This is a genomic window from Curtobacterium sp. B8, assembly GCF_000333315.1.
Taxonomy (GTDB): domain Bacteria; phylum Actinomycetota; class Actinomycetes; order Actinomycetales; family Microbacteriaceae; genus Curtobacterium; species Curtobacterium luteum.
This window is the reverse complement of the sequence record NZ_BACW01000280.1, coordinates 1-1,264: the sequence shown is the minus strand read 5'-3', so window position 1 is coordinate 1,264 and position 1,264 is coordinate 1. Positions and strand designations below refer to the sequence as shown.

Genomic DNA, 1,264 nt, shown 5'->3' with positions numbered 1-1,264 from the left:
TCGGGCTTGATGAGGGCGAAGACGAGTTGGCTGAGACGCGGGAGCAAGCGTGACGGCACGGTGGCGACCAGGTCCTCCCAGACGCGATCCGCGGCGCCGATGCTGGCCATGTAGCTGAACTCTGCGGGGGGATCAAGCGGCGTCATGAGCTCCGCTGTTCTTCGCCGTCTCCGCTCCGAGGCCGCTCGCTCCGAGCACGCGTCGAGCCAGCGGTGCCAGATCGAGCCCGAGAGCAGACTCGATGTCGAAGGCGTCGACCGCCTGCCCTTCGAGCAGCGTCATCTGCTCGGGGAACACGGTGGTCTCCACCTCGAACAGCCACAGCAGTCCCCCGCCGGTCGTAGGTGACCACGCGGTAGGAGTCGGCGAGCGCTGCGACGAGCCGCTCGAGGTACGGGGTCCCGCGGTGGTCGAACGCGCCGCCCACGACGACGAGCGCCGGCCCGCTGCCGGTCTCCGTCACCGCGAGCGCGGTGCCGTCCGCGGACACGACGGTCCGGTCGACGGTCCGGGGCGGGACGGGAGGGTGCATGTGGTCCTCGAGAGGTCGTGCGACGGCGGTTCGCCGGGTCCTCGGGACGGACCGTGCGGGAGGTGTCCTGCGAGCATGGCAGGCCGGGCGAGGCTCGCCAACACCCGCAATGAGGGGAGGACGGCGCGGTGCAGCCCTCAGACGAGCGCCGTCGTCCCGACCGACTCCCGCTCGAGCAGCGACCGCTTGACGTCGAGGCCCCACGCGAAGCCGCCGAGCGTGCCGTCGCTGCGGAGGACCCGGTGGCAGGGCACGAAGAGCGCGGGGGCGTTCCGCGCGCAGACGCTGGCGGCGGCCCGCACGGCATCGGGTCGTCCCATGGCGGCCGCGAACTCGCGGTAGGTCAGGACGGAGCCTGCGGGGATGTTCCGCAGCTGCCGCCAGCCCTCGGCGAAGAGCTCGGTGCCGGCCTGCCGGACCGGGACCTGCATCGCGTGCTCGAGCTCCCCCGCGTAGAACGCGTCGACGGCGTCGGCCGAGGCCACACGGCCGTCGAGCACCCGGCCCGGCCGGTACCGTTCGGCGATCCGGGCGAGGACCCGGTCGGCCTGGTCGGTCCAGCCCGAGGCGAGAACCCGCCCCTCGGCGTCCTCGAGCACGGTGAAGGGGCCGTCGGGGGTGTCCAGCGTCTGGATCGTCGCGTCGGTCATCGTTCGTCCTTCCGGGCGGCCGCAGCCGCAGTCGTCATGTGGCCGACGCCGGCCGTCGCCATCGCGCGGTGACGATCGGTCG

The 1,264-nt window shown here is 72.9% G+C and carries 2 protein-coding genes; both read right to left on the bottom strand.

From position 1 onward, the window contains the following. Positions 1-132 precede the first annotated feature (132 nt). Positions 133-309, bottom strand: coding sequence for a hypothetical protein (locus tag I59_RS22695; protein WP_022903227.1), 177 nt, complete (start codon positions 307-309; stop codon positions 133-135). A 360-nt stretch (positions 310-669) separates the two neighbouring features. After that, entirely contained in the window at positions 670-1,182 is a 513-nt protein-coding gene (locus I59_RS06820; protein WP_022903226.1) for a methylated-DNA--[protein]-cysteine S-methyltransferase, read from the bottom strand. Positions 1,183-1,264: the final 82 nt, after the last annotated feature.

Bases quoted from the DNA above. Each gene is read 5' to 3' on its own strand.
- I59_RS06820 (WP_022903226.1), bottom strand. From the start codon at position 1,182: ATGACCGACGCGACGATCCAGACGCTGGACACCCCCGACGGCCCCTTC.